Source organism: Proteus faecis, assembly GCF_003144395.1.
GTDB lineage: Bacteria > Pseudomonadota > Gammaproteobacteria > Enterobacterales > Enterobacteriaceae > Proteus > Proteus faecis.
The window spans coordinates 400,916-420,240 of sequence record NZ_PENZ01000045.1; the positions used below are offsets into that span (position 1 = coordinate 400,916).

Genomic DNA, 19,325 nt, shown 5'->3' on the forward strand with positions numbered 1-19,325 from the left:
GATTAACCTCGCAACTAAATATCAAAAAACCTTATTTTTTTGCAATATCACTATTATTTTTTCAGAAAATACGCATTTATTGTCTTTTTGTTTTAACTCTTTCCAAGATATCTCGCAATTGTCTTGAAAAAGTTATGCAAACAGTGACTTTCATTAAGATCAATAGTTGTGGCTATTAGACAAAATCAGCTATGCTATGCAAGTCTTAATTTCATAATAGCGGTTACCCTCCGGTAGCCATTAATTCACCATAGGATTATCGGTGCCATGCAAGAACAATATCGTCCCGAAGATATAGAGCAAACTATCCAGGAACACTGGGAAAAGAACAACACATTTAAAGTGACAGAAGATAATAACAAAGAAAAATATTACTGCCTGTCAATGCTACCTTATCCTTCTGGCCGACTACACATGGGACACGTCCGTAACTACACCATTGGTGACGTGATTTCCCGTTATCAACGTATGCAAGGTAAAAACGTCTTACAACCTATTGGTTGGGATGCATTTGGCTTACCTGCAGAAGGTGCCGCTGTAAAAAATAATACCGCGCCAGCGCCGTGGACTTACGAAAATATCAATTATATGAAAAACCAGTTAAAGAAACTGGGTTTTGGTTATGATTGGGATCGTGAAGTCACAACCTGTACCCCCGAATATTATCGTTGGGAACAGTGGTTCTTTACTAAGTTATATGAAAAAGGTTTAGTTTATAAAAAGACCTCTGCTGTTAACTGGTGTCCACACGATTTAACTGTTTTAGCCAATGAACAAGTTATCGATGGCTGTTGCTGGCGCTGTGATACCCCTGTTGAGCGTAAAGAAATTCCACAGTGGTTTATCAAAATTACTCAATATGCAGAAGAGCTGTTAAACGATTTAGATACGTTAGATGAGTGGCCTGAACAAGTTAAGACCATGCAACGTAACTGGATAGGTCGTTCCGAAGGTATCGAAATTAAATTTGATGTTGCTGATAGTGACGACACAATGACCGTATATACAACGCGTCCAGATACATTTATGGGCGTTACTTATGTTGCAGTTGCAGCAGGTCACCCATTAGCGCAAAAAGCTGCTCAAAATAATCCTGAAGTTCAACACTTCATTGATGAATGCCGTAACATGAAAATGGCTGAAGCCGATATGGCAACAATGGAGAAAAAAGGGATTGCTACGGGTCTTTATGCAATTCATCCATTAACTAAAGAGAAAGTAGCTATTTGGATTGCTAACTTTGTATTAATGGAATACGGCACAGGTGCTGTCATGGCAGTTCCAGGCCATGATGAACGTGACTGGGAATTTGCAACTAAATACAACTTGCCAATTAAAGCTGTTATTGCAGATGCTGAAGGTAATCAACCTGACTTATCTGAAGGCGCATTAACCGAGAAAAATAGCCTGATTAATTCGGGTGAATTCTCTGGATTAGACAACCAAGCTGGCTTTAATGCAATTGCAGATAAACTAGCACAAATGGGTGTTGGCGAGCGCAAAGTTAACTACCGTTTACGTGACTGGGGGGTTTCTCGTCAACGTTACTGGGGAGCGCCAATTCCAATGGCTACCTTAGAAGACGGTACTGTTGTTCCTGTTCCTGAAGATCAACTGCCAGTTATTCTGCCAGAAGATGTTAAAATGGACGGGATCACCAGCCCAATTAAAGCAGATCCAGAGTGGGCAAAAACCACAATCAATGGTCAGCCAGCGTTACGTGAAACTGATACTTTTGACACCTTTATGGAGTCGTCTTGGTATTATGCTCGCTATACCTGCCCTGATTACGATAAAGGCATGTTAGATCCAAAAGCCGCTAACTATTGGTTACCTGTTGACTGGTATATTGGTGGTATTGAACACGCTATCATGCACTTAATGTATTTCCGCTTCTTCCATAAACTGATGCGTGATGCTGGTTTAGTGAACTCAGATGAACCTGCAAAACGCTTACTGTGTCAAGGCATGGTATTAGCTGATGCGTTCTATTACACAGGTGAAGATGGTGCTCGTCATTGGGTATCTCCTGCTGAAGCTATAGTTGAACGTGATGAGAAAAACCGCATCATAAAAGCGACTGACAGTGAAGGTCATGAACTGACTTATGCTGGCATGAGCAAAATGTCTAAATCTAAAAATAACGGTATCGATCCACAAACTATGGTTGAACGTTATGGTGCCGATACTGTTCGTTTATTTATGATGTTTGCTGCTCCACCAGAATTAACACTGGAATGGCAGGAGTCTAGTGTTGAAGGCGCAAACCGTTTCTTACGTCGTTTATGGCGTTTAGTTCACGAGCACACTCAAAAAGGAGCGACACAGTCTCTTGATCTTTCTGCATTAACAGAAGAACAAAAAGATTTACGTCGCGACTTACATAAAACGATTGCAAAAGTATCTGATGACGTAGGTCGTCGCTTAGCCTTTAACACCGCGATTGCCGCCATTATGGAGTTAATGAATAAATTAACTCGTGCAACACAAGAAACAGAACAAGATCGTGCTTTAATGCAAGAAGCATTAGAAGCGATTGTTCGTATGCTTTCTCCAATTATCCCTCATGCTTGTTTTGTTATGTGGCAGGCATTAGGTGGAAAAGAGGACGTTGATGTTGCACCATGGCCGGTTGCTGATGAAGAAGCAATGATCGATGACACCAAGCTAATTATCGTTCAAGTGAATGGTAAAGTGCGTGGTCGAGTCACTGTTCCGGCTAATTCAGAAAAAGAATATGTTCAGGAAATGGCGACAAAAGAGTACAGTGTTGCTAAATATTTGGAAAATGTGACTGTTCGTAAAGTCATCTATGTTCCAGGAAAATTACTGAACATCGTTGTTGGCTGATAAGGAGGCCTAGTGCGATATCTACTTTCGCTATTTTTCGGTTTAGCGGTGTTAATCACCGCTGGCTGTGGTTTTCACCTTCAGGGTAAAACTCAGGTTCCAGCAGAATTAAAAACGCTTTATCTTAGCTCTGGTGACCCTTATGGCCCATTATCTCGTATAATGCGTCAACAACTTAGACTTAATGATGTTCAGCTTGTTGAAAACCCAACAGCGAATATCCCTATTCTTAAAATTGTCGGTTCATCAGAAAGTAAAGAGACCGTTTCTGTGTATCAAGACGGTAAATCAGCAGAACGTCAGTTAACATTTGTGCTTGATGCGCAAGTGATTATGCCTGATGGTACGATTTACCCAATTTCATCACAGGTTTCACGCCCATTCTTCGATAACCCATTAGAAGCATTAGCGAAAGATGCTGAAAATGAGATTATCAAGCAAGAGATGCGTGAACAAGCGACAGCAATATTAGTGCGTAAATTATTGGTTGTTCACAATGCTGAACGCCAAAAAGCCGCACAAACTGAGCAGGCAAAACAGATAATCTCACCAGCCAAATGATCCGCTTATATCCAGAACAACTGAATGCGCAGCTCCAAGAGGGGCTGCGTCAAAGTTATCTACTTTGGGGTAATGAACCTCTGTTACTCCAAGAGTCTCAAGATGCTATTCAATCCGTCGCTAAATCCCAAGGATTTAGTGAACATTATCAATTTACCCTTGATAATAATACGGACTGGAATGAAATTTACTCACTTTGTCAATCACTCAGTCTTTTTTCTCAAAGGCAATCTCTTTTGCTGCATTTACCTGAAAATGGCCCTAATGCAGTAATGTCGGAGAAACTCACTCGCCTATCTCAAGAATTACATCAAGATTTATTGTTGATTTTACGTGGCAATAAACTCACAAAAGCCCAAGAAAACAGTGAATGGTTTAAAACATTAAGCCAACATGGAACCTATGTGTCTTGTCTGACACCTGAGCTTGATAAATTACCTAATTGGGTTGCACGTCGAGCAAAACAAAAAGGATTAGCGCTAGATGAACAAGGTAATCAATTACTTTGCTACTGTTATGAAGGAAATTTACTGGCACTAGCACAAGCAATCGAGCGCCTTTCTCTATTGTACCCTGATGGTAAGCTAACACTTCCAAGAGTAGAAGCAGCGGTCAATGACGCGTCACATTTTACCCCTTATCACTGGGTTGATGCATTACTGACAGGAAAAACACAACGTGCATGGCATATCTTGCAACAACTCAAAAGAGAAGATAGCGAACCTGTTATTTTACTCAGAACATTACAACGTGAGTTAATGCAATTGATTACGCTACATCGTGAATCTAAAACGGCTTCGTTAAAAACAATTTTTGATAAACATCGAATTTGGCAAAACCGGCGCCCAATTTTCACAGCGGCATTACAGCGTTTATCCGAGCATCAACTACTAACCGCAATACGCTTATTAGCCAATATAGAAATGACCATTAAACAAGATTATGGTCAGACCGTTTGGCCATCACTTAGTGCATTAGGTTTATTACTCTGTGGAAAAGCATTACCAGAAGGATTTGTAAGTCATGCCTAAAACTAATCAAGCCACACCTTTAATTAATCAAGCTATCGCCTTATACGGGGGCACATTTGATCCGATTCACTATGGGCATCTACGCCCTGTAGAAGCACTTTCAGGATTGATTGGTTTAAAGGAGGTGATTTGGCTACCTAACAACATTCCTCCTCATCGCCCTCAACCAGAGGCATCTTCTCAACAACGTCTTGATATGGTGCGGCTTGCTCTTGAACCCTATTCCTCATTTAAAGTGGACACCCGTGAGCTTGAGAAACCAACTCCATCTTATACTATTGAGACATTAAGAGATTTCAGGCTAGAAATTGGCGATAAACAACCTTTAGCCTTTATTATTGGTCAAGATTCATTGCTTTCAATTAACACATGGCATCAGTGGGATGAACTATTGGATGTATGCCATTTGCTTGTTTGCGCGCGTCCCGGTTATCAAACGCATTTTGAAAACACACAAATGCAAACTTGGTTAATCCAGCATCAAACAAAACAGCAAGAAGATATTCATTGCTTACCTTCAGGAAAAATTTTTCTGGCTGATACTCCTCTTTATAATATTTCAGCAACAGATATTCGAGCCCGCCATAAAGCGGGATTAGATTGCCACGATTTACTACCAAATGCTGTTGAAAACTATATCCGCCAACACCAACTCTATAAATAAGTTATTATTTCTAAAGTTGTTCTCTTAGATAATCAAAAGATTGCGGATAAGGTGAGAAGTAGCGTTGATGAATCAAATAATCATCAGGGTAAACACTTAACCAATATTGAAGTAAGTTATAAGGCTTGGAAAAAGGTATAACACATTGACGATATAACAAAATTGTCTGTGACATTTCTTGTTTCTGTTGCGAACTCAAATCTCGTTTAAAATACCCAGCCATATGCATTAATGCATTCGTTTGCCCTTCTCGATTTGGCGCAACGCTTAATGCTCTCATTAGCTTTTGTTGATATTTCGATGCTATTTCATCGAGAGAAATTTCATCAGAAAGATTAGCGATATAACGCCCTAATTCTCGATAAGCTACTTGAGAATAAGCCATAATTAAATATTTATACCGACTATGAAACTTAATCAAAGCCCCTTTACTTAATGATTGGCTAACCTGTTGTTGGTAATCGAATAGTGTAAAGAACTGAGTAAGAAAATGGTCAAGAATAATAGGCTGTAAAAGTTGCTCAAGACTTAATTGAGGTAAAATAAAATTTGATGGTGAAACAATACTGTCTCCCGCTTTGCCGATATAACCATAAATCGGCAACAGATAATCTCTGTTTTGGGGATCTATCTGCATAATGTCTATTTTTTCATCTTTAATGGTGTGACAAAGTAACGCTAACTTTTCTTGTAATTGGTGATCGCTGTTACTCATAATTTCTGAAGATATCCCGAGATAATTCACTTTTCTTTCCATTCTTTTTCTCTCCAATTAAAAAGTCTGAGCATTACACGGTATAATCTGAACCTAACAAAGTAAAAACACACCTAATTAGGTGTTTGATGAGCATTGACAGACGAGGTTTAGCTGTTATTCTCACCCACTGTTCCCTTAAGGGAACTGTAAGGTAAAACTGTCGTCTAAATGGAAAAGTTCTTATCTGCCTTCTTTTTGTTATTTATTATGACGCAGTTAATGGACATATATGAATTTTTCTAAATCAAACGTCGAAAAACAAGAAAATGAGATTTATGTTCTTGTTATTGCTAACTGGAATTAATCATCCAGTAAAATAGATTTATTGGTATAAATTCCTTTAAAATAGCATTCATATTCTAAATAATTTGAGGCGCAGTTAGACAACCATTGGAGTAAGTCGCTAGAAGTATACCCAAGTATATAACTAGTGCGAATAAATGTAGTCAACAACGCTGCAGCTTAAAGTATCACGAGTATGTTATTTTTCGGTTGAATTAACTCATTAGATTAAAGGTGATCCTTTTGCAAGGTTCTGAATTACAGCAATTTATTATTGATAAACTTGAAGACTCTAAAGCTCAAGACATTATTGCATTAGATGTCCGCGCAAAATCAAGTGTAACGGATTACATGATTATTTGTACAGGTACATCAAGCAGACATCTTATGTCTGTTGCAGATAATCTCGTTGATGATTGCCGCGAAGCGGGATTACAACCTTTAGGTGTTGAAGGACAAGGCGTTTCTGATTGGATAGTCGTTGATCTTGGTGAAGCCATGGTACACGTCATGCAAGAAGATAGTCGCCGTATGTACGAACTTGAAAAACTCTGGAGCTGAGTTTGAAATTACAGCTCATTGCCGTTGGTACAAAAATGCCGGACTGGATACAGACCGGCTTTATGGATTATCTTAATCGATTCCCTAAAGACATGCCTTTAGAACTTATCGAGATCCCCGCAGGCAAGCGTGGAAAGAATGCGGATATCAAACGTATTCTCGAAAAAGAAGGTGAACAAATGTTAGCTGCAGTAGGTAAAGGAAATCGTATCGTCACTCTCGATATTCCTGGCGCTCGCTGGGATACGCCAAAACTTGCAGAACAACTCGATCGATGGAAACTTGATGGTAGAAATGTCAGCTTACTCATTGGAGGCCCTGAAGGATTAGCACCTGCGTGTAAAGCTGCGGCTGAACAAAGCTGGTCTTTATCTCCTTTAACAATGCCACATCCCCTTGTTCGTGTCGTGGTTGCAGAAAGCCTTTATCGAGCATGGAGCATTACCACAAACCATCCTTATCATCGTGAATAATCAATAAATTGGCGGGTCAGTAAGTGAAGTCAAATGGGATGAAAAGAAAAAAACGTACCCCGTTTCGAGATTATACTGCGGAATCAAAGTTATTTATCCGTCGTGTGATTGTCGCATTTTCAGTAATTATTATATTGAGTGGTATTTTGGTTTTTAACCTCAATCACTTACAGATCACTCGCCATGATGATTATCAAACACGTTCAAATGATAACCGAATTAAATTAGTACCAATTGCGCCGAGCAGAGGCATTATTTACGACCGCAAAGGTATCCCTCTTGCACTCAATCGTACTATCTATCAATTAGAAGTTGTGCCTGAAAAGGTAGAAAACTTACAAGAAACACTTGAAAGTTTGAGAGATGTTATTGACTTAACTGATGAAGATATTGCTGCATTCGAAAAAGAGCGCAAGCGCTCGCGCCGATTTAGCTCTATTGCCTTAAAAACAACTTTAAGCCAAGTACAAGTCGCCCGTTTCGCTATCAACCAATACCGCTATCCTGGCTTAGAAATTAAAGGTTATCAACGTCGTTATTATCCTTATGGCTCAGCATTAACGCATGTGATTGGTTATGTTGCGAAAATTAACGATAAAGATGTTGAACGCCTTGATAAAGAAGGTTTATCACCTAACTATGCAGCGACTCACGATATCGGTAAGTTAGGCATCGAACGTTATTATGAGTCTGTTTTACATGGCACTACGGGCTATGAAGAAGTTGAAGTTAATAGCCGTGGTCGAGTTATTCGCCAATTACACGAACAGCCGCCACAGGCCGGTAAAGATATCTATCTTACCATCGACCTTGAACTGCAAACCTATATTGAAGAACTACTCACCACAAGTCGAGCTGCAGTTGTAGTAACCGATCCTCGTAATGGTGAAATTTTAGCGCTTGTATCAAACCCTAGTTATGATCCTAACTTATTTGTCGGCGGAATATCGAACACCGATTATCAAGGGTTACTAAATAACCCAGATAGACCACTGATCAACCGTACAACCCAAGGTCTTTATCCGCCGGCATCAACTGTGAAACCGTTTATGTCTGTTGCGGCATTAAGTGAAGGTGTCATTACAGCCAATACAACAATTCATGATCCCGGTTGGTGGCAACTTCCGGGATCTGAAAAACGTTATCGAGATTGGAAACGTTGGGGACATGGAAAACTTAATGTTACAAAGTCTATCGTAGAATCTGCCGATACCTTCTTCTACCAAGTTGCTTATGATATGGGGATTGATCGCATATCAACTTGGATGAGTCGCTTTGGTTATGGTGAATATACAGGTATTGATTTATCTGAAGAGCGTAATGGGATCATGCCAACACGTGAATGGAAACAGCAACGTTATAAAAAACCTTGGTATCAAGGTGACACAATCCCTGTAGGAATTGGGCAAGGCTATTGGACAGCAACCCCCATTCAAATGGCGAAAGCGTTAATGACATTGATTAATGACGGCCAAGTTAAAACCCCTCACCTGCTTTACGGTACAAAACTTGGCAATGAAATGGTGCCTTATGTTGATAAGGAAACACGCCAAATTGGTGATATCAACTCCGGTTATTGGGAATTAGCAAAACACGGTATGTATGGTGTGGCTAACTTCCCAAATGGTACAGGTCGCCGAAGTTTTGCTGATGCGCCTTATAAAGTCGCTGCAAAATCGGGGACTGCGCAGGTGTTTAGTTACGAAACCTACAACGCGAGCCAATTGGCTGAACATCTTCGTGACCACAAATTGATGATTGCCTTTGCACCTTATGATAACCCAACCATAGCCATCTCTATTATTCTAGAAAATGGCGGTGCCGGCCCTTCTGTTGGTGATATTACAAGACAAATTCTTGACCATATTCTCCTTGGTGATAACAACACGGTATTGCCAGCGTCTCCACCAGCACCGCGTGGTTCAGAGGAATAATACTTATGACTGAAAATAACAAGAAAAAATCCTTCTGGACACGGATCCATATCGATCCTCTATTCTTACTTTGTATTATTGCTTTATTAGGATACAGCGCATTTATTATGTGGAGTGCCAGTGGGCAAGATCCAGAAATGATGCAACGTAAGTTAGGACAGATTGCAATGGGTTTTATGATCATGATAGTCATGGCACAAATCCCGCCGAGAGTCTATGAAAGCTGGGCTCCGCATCTCTATTTCTTTTGTGTTATTTTACTTATTCTTGTTGATGTCTTTGGTCAAATCAGTAAAGGGGCTCAACGTTGGCTAGATTTAGGCATTGTGCGTTTTCAACCGTCAGAAATCGCTAAAATAGCCGTGCCTTTAATGGTCGCTCGATTTATGAATCGCGATGTGTGCCCTCCGACATTACGTAATACAGCTATTGCTCTGGTACTTATTTTTGTGCCAACTTTATTAGTCGCAGCGCAGCCTGACTTAGGAACCTCTATTCTTGTTGCTGCCTCAGGATTATTTGTCCTTTTCCTAGCCGGAATGAGTTGGCGTCTTATTACTGTGGCTATAATTCTTGTTGCTGCCTTTATCCCCATACTTTGGTTTTTCCTCATGCATGATTACCAACAAGCACGGGTAATGATGCTTCTTGATCCCGAATCAGACCCACTTGGCGCAGGATATCATATCATCCAATCTAAAATTGCCATTGGTTCTGGTGGATTACATGGAAAAGGATGGTTACAAGGCACTCAATCTCAATTAGAATTCTTACCAGAGCGCCATACAGACTTTATTTTTGCTGTATTAGCTGAAGAACTTGGATTAATTGGTGTTTTGATACTACTGACTCTTTATATACTCTTAATCGCGCGAGGTCTTTACCTTGCAACGAAAGCACAAAACACATTTGGTAGAGTCATGATTGGTGGATTAATGCTAATTTTCTTTGTCTATGTCTTTGTTAACATAGGAATGGTGAGTGGCATCCTTCCTGTTGTGGGTGTTCCGTTACCGCTGATGAGTTATGGAGGCTCGGCTCTTATTGTGTTAATGGCTGGGTTTGGTATCGTGATGTCGATTCACACACACCGAAAACTACTATCAAAAAGTTTATAACGAGGATTTTATGCGTCTGCAATGGGTTTTGATTGGTATCAGTGCATTGCTACTGTCAGGGTGTGTTATTGATAAGCCAAATACCAATAAACAACCAGCACCATTACCGAATGTGCCAGCTCAACGTGTTCTCGGTGCAGAGCCACGTTACGAGCCTTATCATCCTACGGCAAATCAAGATTACCGAAAAAATGGAGTGATTTACCGTATCGTGACGGATCCAGCAAATTTCAGTGAGCGAGGAGAAGCGATTGTCTATGATAGTTTAGCGATGAGCCGTTTAACTACCATTGGTGAGCGCGTTAATCCCTATGAGTTTGCCGTTGCGCATCCTACATTACCGATCCCAAGCTATGCGAAAATCACAAACTTGATCAATGGACGCACAATGGTTGTACGCATTAACGACCGTGGCCCTTATGTTAATGGAAAACAAATCCAAGTCACTCCTGCGGTTTCTGATAGCTTACGTTTAATGCCGACAACCCCATTACTTATTGAAGGGATTGTTGTTGATCAAACTGGCCATATGAGCGGTATTGGTACACATGGTGCGCAAATAGAAAAGAAAACAACGGCATTACCTGAGCGCCCTAATTTTAATGCTCAACCCGCTGCACCTGCGCCATTAACAACATCAACGCCTACCAACAACAATATGCCAGTTGAGCCATCTGCCCCAACTCCAGTTCTAGCAAAAACGTCAACTCCAGTGCCAGTTCCAACGCCAGTAGAGACGGAAACAAAAACATCAAAACCAGCATTATCGGCAAATTCCATAGCACAAGGTTTTTATGTCCAAGTCAGCGCTCTCAGTAACGAAAATAATGCACAGTTTTTGCTCAATGATTTATCGTCATTATTTAACACACAAGGTGTGATCAATAAAACAGATGGATTATATAAAGTACAACTCGGCCCTTATTCATCTAAAGAGCAAGCCGAAACGATAAAAAACAAGCTAAAACAAGTTAAAAATGTCACTGGGTTTATTATTACCCAATAAAAGATAATATTACGTAAAATTCTTTTTATATCAGCAAATTCAAGCGTAGAATCATCCGGATTTGCTGATATTTTATTTATCGGTTCCTATTTTTCCCTGAATTTTGGATAAAACAAACAGAATGAAACAGATACTCCCAGCAAAATTACTAAGAACAAGCTTATTAAGTGCTACTTTTGCCTTACTCGCAGTAAGTCATCAAGGTATTGCAGAAGATTCCCTAAAAACAATGATACCCGCTGTTCCTAGTATCGAAGCCGAATCTTATATTCTGATTGATTATAATTCTGGGAAAGTACTGGCTGAAATGAATGCTGATGTTCGCCGTGATCCTGCTAGTTTAACCAAGATGATGACCAGCTATGTTATTGGTCAATCTATTCGGGCTGGTAAAATATCTAATAGCGATATTGTACCTATTGGTGAAGAAGCATGGGCAACGGGTAATCCTATTTTTCGTGGCTCTTCTTTAATGTTCTTAAAACCAGGTGATCAAGTTACTGTTGCACAGTTAACACGTGGTATTAACTTACAATCAGGTAATGATGCTTGTGTCGCAATGGCCTCTTATGTTGCAGGCAGCCAAGATACATTTGTAACTATGATGAACGATTACGTTAAACGTCTAGGTTTACAAAATACACAATTCCAAACCGTTCATGGTCTTGATGCCCCGGGACAATACAGCTCGGCTCGTGATATGGCACTAATCGGTGCTGCATTAATTCGCGACGTACCGGATGAATATGCCATCTATAAAGAAAAAGAGTACACTTACAACAATATCCGCCAAACTAACCGAAATGGCTTGTTGTGGGATACCAGTTTAAACGTTGATGGTATTAAAACAGGTCATACTGCATCCGCTGGCTATAATCTTGTCGCCTCTGCAACTGAAGGCAATATGCGTTTAATTTCTGCCGTTATGGGCGGTCACTCACCTAAAGGCCGTGATGCCGAAAGTAAAAAACTGCTTACTTGGGGTTTTCGTTTCTTTGAAACCGTAAAACCATTGCAAGTGGGTAAAGAATTTGCGGCAGAGCCTATCTGGTATGGTGAAACAGATAAAGTACAATTAGGGGTAGATAAAGATGTTTATTTAACTATTCCTCGTGGCCGTTTAAAAGATTTAAAAGCAAGCTATGTTCTTGATAATGTAGAATTACATGCACCAGTAACTAAAAACCAAGTTGTAGGAACAATTAATTTCCAACTTGATGGACAAGTTATTGAACAGCGCCCGCTTGTTGTGATGAATGAAGTAAAAGAAGGTGGTTTCTTTAGCCGTATTATCGACTATATCAAATTATTATTCTCACACTGGTTTGGCTAAGACTTGAAAAAGGTAAATGTGGCCACATATAACTTTTATACAGATATTGGCAAAGACACATTTACCACTCTTATATTTACCCTAATTACCAGTATCGCATTCCTTATTATATAAGGAATGCGCTTTTTATTTGCTAAGATTAGGTGTAGAAATAAATTATTAAAACAACAGCACCTGTTGTCTTAAGGAATTACATTATGATGAAAACAAAATTAAACGAGTTGTTAGAGTTCCCATGTTCTTTCACTTATAAAGTGATGGGTCATGCAAAACCTGAATTAGTCGAGCAAGTTGTTGAAGTCATTCAACGCCATGCTCCTGGTGATTACACACCTTCAGTGAAACCAAGTAGCAAAGGTAATTACCACTCTGTTTCTATTACCATCAACGCAACTCATATCGACCAAGTAGAAACGTTATATAAAGAATTAGGTGAACTTGAATTAGTCCGTATGGTTCTATAACCTTTTCTTTTAATCGATGACTTTTTAAAAGCGCCTTTCATTAAGGCGCTTTTTCTTCTACATCTCCTCATTTTTATCTCAACCTTGGAAAAAAAACATCTCAATCTGGTAGTTCATTTGCTGGGGCGTTATACTGCCCTTCACAATTACGCTACAAATGAAGATTTTCACGGTGCAAGACAAGACAATCATTATTCGCCAATTAGGTGTGAAACCCTATTTACCGGTTTCTGATTCTATGCATCAGTTTACGGAAAAACGGGAAAGTCATACTCCTGATGAAATATGGCTCGTTCAACATGAACAGGTTTTTACCCAAGGCCAAGCAGGTAAAGCAGAACACTTATTAAATACAGGGACTATCCCTGTTATTCAGTCTGATCGTGGAGGTCAAGTGACTTATCATGGTCCTGGTCAGCAAGTGATGTATGTTTTAATTGATTTAAAACGCAATCATATAGGTGTTCGTCAATTAGTCACTGCTCTTGAAAACACTGTTATTGATACACTGGCAGAGTTTAATGTAGAGGCTTATGCTCGTGCTGATGCGCCCGGTGTTTATGTGAAGGGTGATAAAATTTGCTCTTTAGGATTACGTATTCGTAAAGGTTGCTCCTTTCATGGACTTGCGCTCAATATCGATATGGATTTATCCCCTTTTGCACGAATAAATCCTTGTGGTTATTCTGATCTCAAAATGACGCAGTTAATTGATTTTGCACCGAATACGACAACGACACAGGTAGCACCGTTATTAGTTAAGCATTTTTGTACACATCTAGGATTTCAACCACAGCAATAAAAATGCTATAATTTTTTTAACATTTATCATATTTTTTTAAAACCCTGATTACCTCAGTCACATCGTGTTAATCACTCTAGATAACTGGAACTGGCACAATTATGAGTAAACCTATTCAGATGGAACGCGGAGTTAAATATCGCGACGCCGATAAAATGGCACTTATTCCTGTTAAAACAGTCGCTACAGAACGAGAACAACTGCTACGCAAACCTGATTGGATGAAAATAAAGCTACCCGCTGACTCAAGTAAAATACAGGGTATCAAAGCAGCGATGCGTAAAAATGGTCTTCATTCAGTCTGTGAAGAAGCCTCTTGCCCTAACCTTGCAGAATGCTTTAACCATGGAACGGCAACCTTTATGATTTTAGGGGCAATCTGTACACGCCGTTGCCCATTCTGCGATGTCGCTCATGGCCGACCAAATGCGCCCGATCCACAAGAGCCTGAGAAACTCGCTCAAACAATCAAAGATATGGGATTACGCTACGTCGTAATTACTTCCGTAGACCGTGACGATTTACGTGATGGCGGTGCTCAGCATTTTGCGGATTGTATTGCAGCAATTCGAGCAAAAAATCCAACCATCCGTATTGAAACATTAGTTCCTGATTTCCGTGGTCGTATGGATAAAGCACTTGAGATCCTCACGGACACACCACCTGATGTCTTTAATCATAACTTAGAGAACGTTCCTCGTGTTTACCGTCAAGTACGTCCAGGTGCTAACTATCAATGGTCATTGACTTTGTTAGAGCGCTTTAAGCAAGCTCACCCAGATATTCCCACTAAGTCGGGTTTAATGGTCGGTCTTGGGGAAACCAACGAAGAAATTATTGACGTTATGCGTGATCTGCGTAAACATGGGGTAACGATGCTGACTTTAGGGCAATATTTACAGCCAAGTCGTCACCATCTTCCTGTTCAACGCTACGTCAGTCCTGACGAGTTTGAATATATGAAAGAGCAAGCACTCGCGATGGGCTTTACCCATGCTGCTTGTGGGCCGTTTGTTCGCTCCTCTTATCATGCAGATCTTCAAGCTCAGGGGATTGAGGTTAAATAACAATTAATTTCTCATGCTTAATATTGCAATTGCTGTATTTATAGGTGGTGGTTTAGGTAGCGTATTACGCTGGCTAATTAGCTACCGCCTAAATTCTATTTTTCCTCATTTTGCCACAGGCACCTTTATTGCTAACTGTATTGGTGCTTTTATTATTGCCTTTGGTATCGCTTGGTTTAGCAAAGCCCCAAATATTGATCCTATTTGGAAAATTATGCTAACTACGGGCTTTTGTGGCGGTCTGACAACATTTTCAACCTTTTCTGTCGAAGTTGTCGCACTCTTAACTGAAGGGAAGATAGGATGGGCGCTAAGTACGATGGGTGCTAACTTAGCGGGTTCATTTTTAATGACCGCATTTGCGTTTTGGTTACTACGAGAAATGTAATACTCAGAATATAAAAACCCGTTAAACAACGGGTTTTTACTGTCTCAAAGAAGTCGTTAATTAGATAGCGACAACGTTTGCAGCAGATGGCCCTTTCGCGCCGTCAGTAACTTCAAACTCTACTTTTTGACCTTCAGCAAGGGTTTTAAAGCCTTCTGATGTAATAGCGGAAAAGTGTACAAATACATCTTTGCTGCCATCTTCTGGAGTGATAAAACCAAAACCTTTAGTTTCGTTAAACCACTTAACGTTACCTTTTAATTTAGACATCAAGTTTACCTTTAAAATAGAAAATAAACGCAAGCGTTTTGCGTTAGCTATAGTAAAACAAAAATGATGATTCCCTGTCCACAGTCTAGATCACGAAACTCACATTTTTTTTCTGCCAAATGATTAATATTCAGACAAATCCCATGCCTTAACGCATAGTTCACTTAAGAAACAATACTTAATACTTACAATCAGAACTATTCATCAAATTCTACTTTTTCATATTGAAGTAGCCAACGCTTAATATCTAATCCGCCAGTATAGCCGACTAACTTGCCGTTATGACCAATAACTCGGTGGCAAGGAATAATTAAAGAAATTGGATTGCGTGAATTAGCCATTCCTACCGCTCTGCAATAATTTATCGAACCTAATGTAAGCGCCAATTTTTTATAACTCCAAATTTCGCCATAAGGGATTGTCTGTAATGTTTTCCAAACACGGCTTTGAAATTCAGTTCCTTCTGGTGCTAATGGTAGAGAGAACGTTGTGCGCTTCCCTGTAAAATACTCTTTTAATTGTTGTATACATTGATTAATCACGGGGCTTGAATTTACAGCAACCTCTTTGTCATTCACAAAATATAGGCTCGTGATCCCTTTTTCATTTGCAGTAATAGAGATATAGGGTTTTGGAAAGCTTTTAGGAGCATTGAGATAGTCTTGATACATAATGTTTTCTCTGCTGATTTGTCTTTAGCCACAAGATTAAATCATGCTCGATTGATAAAGCAATCATCTAATTACTCGTATATCTAATAAAAATTGATCAATCGAACGATCTAAAAATAAAATTAGCGCACTAACTACTTAATTTTAATGATAATCATTATCAAAAATAAAAACCACCATATATTGTGTGGTTGATAAAAAATAACTCCATATATAGTATTTAAACACTTCTCATTATGGATGTGAAAACAGACGCATCCATATTTTTATAAGGGTTATTTTTATGTCTGTTATCCTCTATACCAAACCGAATTGCGTTCAATGCAGTGCCACAGAGCGTGCTTTAAAACAGAAAAACATTCCGTTTGTTGCCATTGATCTCACCAAAGATACACAAGCCCTCGCTCACATTGTTTCAATGGGATATCGCCAAGTACCTGTTGTGGTTCACGGTGAACAACATTGGTCGGGTTTCTGCCCTGATAAAATCAGACAGATCACGCTCTAAAGGAGCATTTCATGCAAACTGCACCTTTGATCTATTTTTCAAGTCGCTCTGAAAACAGCCATCGTTTTGTACAAAAGCTCAATTTAGAGGCGACCAGAATTAGTGAAGATGAAACATTGCTTGCAACGCAGCCTTTTGTATTACTTTGCCCAACTTATGGTGGCGGTGGTGCTAAAGGTGCAGTGCCTAAAGCGGTTATTCAGTTCTTAAATATTCCTGAAAACCGCCAATTAATACGTGGAGTCATTGCGTCTGGAAATACTAACTTTGGTACAGCTTACGGATTAGCGGGCGATATTATTGCACAAAAATGCCACATCCCTTTTCTGTATCGATTTGAATTATTAGGTACGCAAGAAGATGTCAAGCGCGTAAAAACAGGTTTAAGCACATTTTGGTCAAGCCTGACTGACCAATGCGCCATGAGATAATTAACATGACACAATCAACAGAACAACTGGATTACCATGCACTGAATGCCATGCTAAATCTTTATGATGAGCAAGGTAATATTCAATTTGATAAAGACAAATTGGCGACACACCATTTTTTTCGTCAACATGTAAATCAAAACACGGTATTTTTTCATGATCTAAGAGAAAAATTAGAGTTCTTAGTCCAACAACACTATTACGAAGCTCAAGTGTTAGAACAGTATGAATTTGCCTTTATCAAACAACTATTCAAACAGGCTTATAGCAAAAAGTTTCGCTTTCAATCTTTCCTTGGCGCTTTTAAGTATTACACCAGTTACACCTTAAAAACGTTTGATGGAGAGCGCTACCTTGAACGCTATGAAGATCGCGTTTGTATGGTGGCTCTCACGCTTGCACAAGGTGATACTGACCTTGCTATTCATCTTGTTGATGAGATCATTAGTGGTCGTTTTCAACCCGCAACACCGACTTTTTTAAATTGCGGAAAACAACAACGCGGTGAATTAGTTTCCTGCTTTCTATTACGTATAGAAGATAATATGGAGTCTATCGGCCGATCAGTAAATTCCGCATTACAGCTTTCTAAACGTGGCGGTGGCGTTGCATTTTTGCTCACTAATTTACGTGAAGCAGGCGCTCCCATTAAACGTATAGAGAATCAATCTTCTGGTGTTGTTCCTATTATGAAAATGCTTGAAGATGCTTTTTCCTATGCTAATCAATTAGGTGCAAGGCAAGGCGCTGGTGCTGTTTATCTTCATGCTCATCATCCGGATATTTACCATTTTCTTGATACAAAAAGAGAAAACGCGGATGAAAAAGTCCGAATAAAAACACTCTCATTAGGTGTTGTTATCCCTGATATCACTTTTGAATTAGCAAAACGTAATGAAGATATGTATCTCTTCTCTCCTTATGATGTAGAGCGTGTTTATGGCGTACCTATGTCAGAGATCAGTATTAGTGAAAAATACAGTGAAATGGTAAATAACGCACAAATTCGTAAGAAGAAAATTAAAGCGAGAGAGTTTTTCCAAACACTTGCCGAAATTCAATTTGAATCAGGCTATCCTTATATCATGTTTGAAGATACAGTGAATCGCGCCAATCCTATCGCTGGTAGAATTAACATGAGTAATCTTTGCTCTGAAATTTTACAAGTCAACAGTGCTAGTGAATATCATCCTGACTTAAGTTATCGCCATATAGGTCATGATATCAGTTGTAACTTAGGTTCTATGAATATTGCTATGGCAATGGACTCGCCTAACTTTGCACATACCATCAGCACCGCAATTAAGGCATTAAGTAATGTCTCTGAAATGACAAAAATTGAGTCTGTTCCTTCTATTGAAAAAGGTAATCTCGCTTCTCATGCCATTGGTTTAGGACAAATGAATCTACATGGCTACTTAGCACGTGAAAGGATCTATTACGGCTCTGAAGAAGCGTTAGATTTTACTAACATCTATTTTTATACTGTCACTTACTATGCGTTATTAGCGTCAAATCAATTAGCTATTGAAAAAAAACAGCACTTTAAAGGTTTTGAAAATTCAAAATACGCAACGGGTGAATATTTTAATAAATATCTATCACAACAATGGTTACCTAAAACTCAAAAAGTCCACCAGCTATTTAGCCAATCTAATATTCATATTCCAACTCAAGATGATTGGCAGACTCTCAAGCAATCAATTATGAAGCATGGGATCTATAACCAAAATTTACAAGCGATACCACCGACAGGATCTATTTCCTATATCAACCACTCTACATCAAGCATTCATCCTATTGCTGCACCAATAGAAATTAGAAAAGAAGGTAAAATTGGGCGTGTTTATTACCCAGCCCCCTTTATGTCCAATGAAAATCGTCAATATTATCAAGATGCATATGAAATTGGGGCTGAAAAAATAATCGATACCTATGCTGAAGCTTCTCAACATATCGACCAAGGTTTATCGCTCACATTATTCTTTTCTGATGAAGCAACAACCCGAGATATTAACAAAGCACAAATATATGCATGGCGTAAAGGTATTAAAACCTTGTATTACATTCGTATCCGACAATCTGCATTAGCAGGTACTGAAATCAAAGGCTGTGTTTCGTGTGCGCTTTAATAATAACAATAAGGAGAACATA

Annotated in this window: 20 protein-coding genes; 17 read left to right on the forward strand and 3 right to left on the reverse strand. The window is 39.3% G+C overall.

From position 1 onward, the window contains the following. Positions 1-267: 267 nt before the first annotated feature. Genes leuS through nadD form a run of 4 tightly spaced genes read left to right on the forward strand, consistent with a single transcriptional unit; the run spans position 268 to position 5,106 of the window. On the forward strand, positions 268-2,850 hold the full coding sequence (leuS, locus tag DK858_RS15630) for a leucine--tRNA ligase (RefSeq protein WP_109398174.1): 2,583 nt from the start codon (positions 268-270) through the stop codon (positions 2,848-2,850). 12 nt (positions 2,851-2,862) lie between these two features. Further along, positions 2,863-3,411, forward strand: a complete 549-nt coding sequence (lptE, locus tag DK858_RS15635) for an LPS assembly lipoprotein LptE (RefSeq protein ID WP_109398175.1) — start codon at positions 2,863-2,865, stop codon at positions 3,409-3,411. Further along, the gene (gene holA, locus DK858_RS15640; RefSeq protein ID WP_109398176.1) at positions 3,408-4,442 is read left to right on the forward strand and encodes a DNA polymerase III subunit delta; all 1,035 of its coding nucleotides are present in this window, start codon (positions 3,408-3,410) and stop codon (positions 4,440-4,442) included. Before lptE ends, holA begins: the two co-directional genes overlap by 4 nt. After that, the gene (gene nadD / locus DK858_RS15645; RefSeq protein ID WP_109398177.1) at positions 4,435-5,106 is read left to right on the forward strand and encodes a nicotinate-nucleotide adenylyltransferase; all 672 of its coding nucleotides are present in this window, start codon (positions 4,435-4,437) and stop codon (positions 5,104-5,106) included. The genes holA and nadD overlap by 8 nt, the downstream gene beginning before the upstream one ends. 10 nt (positions 5,107-5,116) lie before the next feature. Here nadD and DK858_RS15650 read toward each other — a convergent pair whose 3' ends face one another. Further along, positions 5,117-5,863 carry a YbgA family protein gene (locus DK858_RS15650; protein ID WP_109398178.1) on the reverse strand — a complete coding sequence of 249 codons (747 nt, stop codon included), beginning with the start codon at positions 5,861-5,863 and terminating at the stop codon, positions 5,117-5,119. Between the two features lie 516 nt (positions 5,864-6,379). Between DK858_RS15650 and rsfS the strand changes: the two genes are divergently transcribed. The 10 genes from rsfS (at position 6,380) to crcB (ending at position 15,291) form a co-directional block, all read left to right on the forward strand. After that, positions 6,380-6,706: a ribosome silencing factor gene (gene rsfS, locus DK858_RS15655; RefSeq protein WP_109398179.1), complete on the forward strand. Its 327-nt coding sequence runs from the start codon at positions 6,380-6,382 to the stop codon at positions 6,704-6,706. A 2-nt stretch (positions 6,707-6,708) separates the two neighbouring features. After that, the gene (gene rlmH, locus DK858_RS15660) at positions 6,709-7,179 is read left to right on the forward strand and encodes a 23S rRNA (pseudouridine(1915)-N(3))-methyltransferase RlmH (RefSeq protein ID WP_004246050.1); all 471 of its coding nucleotides are present in this window, start codon (positions 6,709-6,711) and stop codon (positions 7,177-7,179) included. Positions 7,180-7,217: 38 nt separating this feature from the next. Continuing rightward, positions 7,218-9,113: a peptidoglycan DD-transpeptidase MrdA gene (gene mrdA / locus DK858_RS15665; protein WP_109398180.1), complete on the forward strand. Its 1,896-nt coding sequence runs from the start codon at positions 7,218-7,220 to the stop codon at positions 9,111-9,113. 5 nt (positions 9,114-9,118) lie between these two features. Next, the gene (mrdB, locus tag DK858_RS15670; protein ID WP_099075876.1) at positions 9,119-10,231 is read left to right on the forward strand and encodes a peptidoglycan glycosyltransferase MrdB; all 1,113 of its coding nucleotides are present in this window, start codon (positions 9,119-9,121) and stop codon (positions 10,229-10,231) included. Between the two features lie 10 nt (positions 10,232-10,241). Next, positions 10,242-11,237, forward strand: a complete 996-nt coding sequence (gene rlpA / locus DK858_RS15675; protein ID WP_109398181.1) for an endolytic peptidoglycan transglycosylase RlpA — start codon at positions 10,242-10,244, stop codon at positions 11,235-11,237. Positions 11,238-11,358: 121 nt separating this feature from the next. After that, positions 11,359-12,570 (forward strand): D-alanyl-D-alanine carboxypeptidase DacA, encoded by a 1,212-nt coding sequence (dacA, locus tag DK858_RS15680; protein ID WP_109398182.1) that lies wholly within the window; start codon positions 11,359-11,361, stop codon positions 12,568-12,570. A 200-nt stretch (positions 12,571-12,770) separates the two neighbouring features. Continuing rightward, entirely contained in the window at positions 12,771-13,034 is a 264-nt protein-coding gene (ybeD, locus tag DK858_RS15685) for a DUF493 family protein YbeD (protein ID WP_109398216.1), read from the forward strand. A gap of 157 nt (positions 13,035-13,191) precedes the next feature. Continuing rightward, the gene (lipB, locus tag DK858_RS15690) at positions 13,192-13,836 is read left to right on the forward strand and encodes a lipoyl(octanoyl) transferase LipB (protein WP_109398183.1); all 645 of its coding nucleotides are present in this window, start codon (positions 13,192-13,194) and stop codon (positions 13,834-13,836) included. A 101-nt stretch (positions 13,837-13,937) separates the two neighbouring features. Continuing rightward, entirely contained in the window at positions 13,938-14,903 is a 966-nt protein-coding gene (lipA, locus tag DK858_RS15695; RefSeq protein WP_075671558.1) for a lipoyl synthase, read from the forward strand. A 13-nt stretch (positions 14,904-14,916) separates the two neighbouring features. After that, positions 14,917-15,291 (forward strand): fluoride efflux transporter CrcB, encoded by a 375-nt coding sequence (gene crcB / locus DK858_RS15700; protein ID WP_109398184.1) that lies wholly within the window; start codon positions 14,917-14,919, stop codon positions 15,289-15,291. A gap of 60 nt (positions 15,292-15,351) precedes the next feature. On the opposite strand, the gene cspE is transcribed toward crcB, so the two are convergent. Further along, the gene (gene cspE / locus DK858_RS15705; RefSeq protein WP_023581133.1) at positions 15,352-15,561 is read right to left on the reverse strand and encodes a transcription antiterminator/RNA stability regulator CspE; all 210 of its coding nucleotides are present in this window, start codon (positions 15,559-15,561) and stop codon (positions 15,352-15,354) included. 197 nt (positions 15,562-15,758) lie between these two features. Beyond that, positions 15,759-16,232 (reverse strand): methylated-DNA--[protein]-cysteine S-methyltransferase, encoded by a 474-nt coding sequence (locus tag DK858_RS15710; protein WP_109398185.1) that lies wholly within the window; start codon positions 16,230-16,232, stop codon positions 15,759-15,761. 283 nt (positions 16,233-16,515) lie between these two features. Between DK858_RS15710 and nrdH the strand changes: the two genes are divergently transcribed. From nrdH to nrdE, 3 genes are read left to right on the forward strand one after another with little or no spacing between them, the layout of a single operon-like run. Next, entirely contained in the window at positions 16,516-16,740 is a 225-nt protein-coding gene (nrdH, locus tag DK858_RS15715; RefSeq protein WP_109398186.1) for a glutaredoxin-like protein NrdH, read from the forward strand. 11 nt (positions 16,741-16,751) lie between these two features. Then, positions 16,752-17,171, forward strand: coding sequence for a class Ib ribonucleoside-diphosphate reductase assembly flavoprotein NrdI (nrdI, locus tag DK858_RS15720; protein WP_109398187.1), 420 nt, complete (start codon positions 16,752-16,754; stop codon positions 17,169-17,171). A 5-nt stretch (positions 17,172-17,176) separates the two neighbouring features. Continuing rightward, complete coding sequence (gene nrdE, locus DK858_RS15725) at positions 17,177-19,303, forward strand: class 1b ribonucleoside-diphosphate reductase subunit alpha (protein ID WP_109398188.1); 2,127 nt, start codon at positions 17,177-17,179, stop codon at positions 19,301-19,303. The last annotated feature ends 22 nt before the right edge of the window (positions 19,304-19,325 follow it).